The organism is Cognatundibacterium luofuense, assembly GCF_018139685.1.
Taxonomy (GTDB): Bacteria; Pseudomonadota; Gammaproteobacteria; order Burkholderiales; family Burkholderiaceae_D; genus Undibacterium; species Undibacterium luofuense.
Genome location: NZ_JAGSPN010000025.1, coordinates 1 through 4,031 on the forward strand (window position 1 = coordinate 1; position 4,031 = coordinate 4,031).

Annotated in this window: 3 protein-coding genes and 1 pseudogene; 1 reads left to right on the forward strand and 3 read right to left on the reverse strand. The window is 45.5% G+C overall.

Annotated elements, in window-relative coordinates; genetic code table 11:
* Positions 1–1,193: IS66 family transposase (tnpC, locus tag KDM89_RS19000; RefSeq protein ID WP_212689497.1), on the forward strand; the 1,193-nt coding region annotated here is incomplete at its 5' end.
* Between the two features lie 108 nt (positions 1,194–1,301).
* Here tnpC and KDM89_RS19005 read toward each other — a convergent pair.
* From KDM89_RS19005 to KDM89_RS23085, 3 genes and pseudogenes are all read right to left on the reverse strand, one after another.
* Positions 1,302–1,496: pseudogene (locus KDM89_RS19005) on the reverse strand (transposase); the annotation flags it as partial.
* Positions 1,497–1,736: 240 nt separating this feature from the next.
* A complete protein-coding gene (locus KDM89_RS19010) occupies positions 1,737–3,779 on the reverse strand; it encodes an acyltransferase family protein (protein WP_329604696.1) in 2,043 nt (680 codons plus the stop codon).
* Positions 3,780–3,892: 113 nt separating this feature from the next.
* On the reverse strand, positions 3,893–4,031 hold a 139-nt coding region (locus tag KDM89_RS23085; protein ID WP_230427988.1), incomplete at its 5' end, for a transposase.

Below are 4,031 nucleotides of genomic sequence, written 5' to 3' on the forward strand. Positions count from 1 at the left end.
GGACTGATGTTCATCACGAACCGGATTCAACGCTGTGCCGGTGTGGTTGCCAAATGAAGCGGATCGGTGAGGACGTCTGCGAGAAACTCGATTACCAGCCCGGCGTATTCACAGTCGAGCGCCATGTGCGTGGGAAATGGGTGTGCCATCAATGCGAAACATTGATACAAGCGCCGGTACCGGCGCAGATTATCGACAAAGGCATCCCGACCTCCGGATTGCTGGCTCAGGTGCTGGTCGCTAAATATGCTGATCATTTGCCTCTGTACCGTCAAAGCGGCATCTTTGAACGGGCAGGATTCACCATTCCCGATTCCACGCTATCCGAATGGGTGGGCCGTTGCGGTGTTGCCTTACAGCCGTTAGTGGATGCGCTGAAGCGGGAATTACTGAATCAGCCGGTATTGCATGCCGATGAGACCCCGCTGCCCATGCTCAAACCCGGGAACGGCAAGACGCACCGGGCCTACCTGTGGAGTTATTGCAGCACACCTCTCAGTAGTATGAAGGCGGTGGTATTCGACTTTGCAGAAAGCCGGGGTGGTAAGCATGCAGAACAATTTCTGGACCGATGGCGGGGTACCCTCGTCTGCGATGACTTCCCAGGCTATAAGGCGCTGTTCAAATCCGGTATCACGGAGGCTGGATGTATGGCGCACGCCCGACGCAAATTCCATGAGCTGTGGGCAAACCACAGCAGCCAGATTGCTGGTGAGGCACTGGATTTATACGCCCGACTCTACGCAGTGGAACGTGAAGTCAGCTTGCTCACCCCGGGACAACGCCTGGCTATTCGTCAAATGCAAGCTAAGCCGGTTGCAGACGCACTACATCAATGGCTACTGGTTCAACGCCAGCGAGTTCCTGGCGGTGGCGCTACATTCAGGGCAATCGACTACAGTTTAAACCGCTGGTCGGCGTTCACCCATTACCTCAATGATCCTCAGGTGCCGATTGATAATAATTGGGTTGAGAACCAGATTCGTCCGGTGGCATTGGGACGAAAAAACTGGATGTTCGCCGGCAGTCTGCGCGCAGGCAAACGTGCGGCGGCGATCATGAGTCTGATTCATTCAGCCCGGCTCAACGGTCACGATCCTTACAGGTACATGAAAGACGTGCTGGAAAGACTACCATTACAGCCATTCAGCCGTATTGGCGAACTACTACCACACAACTGGAAGCCTGCTTAAATGAGGACTAGTCAACCTGTGTTGACCGGGTGCTTACCATCTTCAAGCTGATCATGCATAAAGTCCATCGACCAGCAATGATTGATGGCTTCAGGTACCACCAGTGCATCGGGCATTTTCCGATTCAAGCTCTTTCAGACGCGCCATCATGGAGGCGTCCATCCCGCCAAATCTGGCGCGCCATTTGTAAAAAGTGGCAGAGCTCATGCCATGTTCACGGCAAAGTTCAGGTACAGGTGCACCTGCTTCTGCCTGCTTTAAGATAGCCAGTATCTGGCTGTCACTGAATTTGGATGTTTTCATGAAGAATCTCCTGCGTTGATAGTACGAGAAAATTCTACTTTTAGCGCCTGTTAATTTTCGGGATGATTACCTTTCCAAAGTTTTGTTGATTTTACGTCACCTTTGGGGGAACTAAATTTCAGGGCAAGCTCAGATTATCACAGGATGCTAATGACTAGTAAAGTCAAAAAGTACTGCTTCATACACTTTCTAAACACTCTGCCAAGCATCTTAAGCCCCTTGACAAGTTAGTTCTTAAACTTAGTCGAAGTAAGGCTTCAAAAGATTATTCACTTGAAATCTGCTTCCAGCAACAGATAAATGATCATCATCTGCGTACAACAAAGACCCTTTCTCATCAAATATCAGGCATTTGTCACTTGGACAAAAGACAGGAAGGCTGTCTATATAGGTAACGTTTTTAAGATTAGAAAAACTCTTACGATACTCCTCTTGCCTGGCATAAACAGACTCTTTGGATACGGCACAACTTTTAGCAAGTACCTTAAATGGTCGTGTTAAACAAGAATCGGGGAGAAAGTTCAGCTCTGGATTCTCACTAACATAAAAAATAGTCTTATCCTTTGATTTAAGTCTATCGATTGAACGTTGAGCAGAATTAACAAATTGCATTAACGAAAAACTAGATACACCCAACTTCTTATCACCAGACAAAGGTTCAGTACCAGTTAAATAGATAGGGCCCCTAGTGAAAACAAATATTTTCTTAATATCTTTCTTGCTCTCAACAACCTTAAGCAACTGCTCTACTTGATTAGCACAAGCATCTAACTCATTCTGATTATTACCTGTCGGACTCTCTAAAAATGGTGGACAACCGCTATTGGCAAGAAGCACAGTATTCTTTCCACGTGATGCTAGGAATTCCGAAATTCCCGGATAAGCAACATGCGCGTGACTATCACCAATCACAGCGATTGTCTCATCAGAATTTACATTGGTAAAGCGACAATACGAAAATAATGGAGTTTTTAAATCAACGTATGACAAACAAGCTTCATCAGAAGCTGGTGTTCTTAAAAGTTCGTTCTTATTATTAACAAAACCTTTTATCGAATTTCTCGTGTCATAGCCATCTTTGATGTATGTGTGATAGCCAAGAACACCGAGAAGAGCCATTAGAACGAAAAATATAGAAACTTTAGCTTTTCCACCTTTACCCAGACGTACAGGACGTTCTACGAACTTATATGTAAGCCAAGCTAGTACTATAGAAAGTACAACAGCCGCCATACGTATATTACGACTTGGTACCTCACTCACAATAATACGAGCAAAAAACAGTATTGGCCAATGCCACAAGTAAAGCGGAAAACTGATTAAGCCAAACCAGACAGCAATCTTAGTGGAAAGTATCTTGCGATTAATCCATGCTTTTGGACCAGCCAAAATAATCAGCATAGCACCTAAAACTGGGATTGCTGCCCACTTGCCTGGAAAACTTACGTCCTTAGTAATTTGCCAAAATCCGTACGCAAGAAGCAAGCAGCCGACAAATGAAGCTACGTTGGACAGGATCTTTCTATCGATATCAACAACTTCTCGATAGATAAGCTTAGCTGGCCAGCCATCGATCTTTAACTTGTAGTTAGCGAACGCATCTTTTTTGTACAGAGCAAACCAAGCCAATATGCTTCCAGCCAGTAACTCCCAAAACCTAGTCTGCGGGGAGTAAAAGGTAGCGACAGCATCCTTCTTAATCCCCTTAAGGTTGAGGTAAAACGAGACTAAAGCTACAAGAACAGTAAGCGCAAAAAGATTAAATTTTGGCCTCCAAGCTAACCACAAAAAGAACGGCCAGGCTATATAGAACTGCTCCTCAATACCTAAGCTCCATAAATGAAGCAATGGTTTAGTTTCTACCGAATTGTCAAAATAGCCTACCTCACTCCAGAACACAAAATTAGAGACAAAGCCAGCTCCAGCCGCTATGTGTTTGCCCAACTGCTTGTACTCATCTGCAAGCAATGAGAACCACCCGAAAGTAAAACTAGCTAGTAGCACCAACAGCAAAGCTGGGAATATACGTCTAATGCGTCTTGCGTAGAATTCAGCGAAGCTGAATGTCCCCTTATCTAAGTTCTCATAGATGATTATCGAAATCAGAAATCCAGAAATAACAAAGAAGACATCAACACCGATAAAGCCACCCTTCATCCAAGCTGGGAAAGCGTGAAAGGCGACCACTGACAGCACAGCGATGGCTCTTAGGCCATCTATGTCGGGGCGATACTTAGGATGTGACAGATGTGGAGTCTGTGGTGTCATTTCAGCTTGACTCACTGTTGATAGCGCCTGCGCAGGCTCATCGACGGAGGTAGAATGTAAAAAACTCTAGAGATTATATCTTTAGAAGACCATCACCATCAACCAAGCAGAGGGTAATTATCCCCTTTTTAATGGACGATAGAAGTAGAAGACGGGGTTGTTAAAGTCTTTTTATATTTCGGTGGTACGCCACCAACTGCTTTGTTCGGACGTTCGTTATTGTAAAACCATAGCCATGCTGTCGCATGCTCCTGAACCTCTGCAATA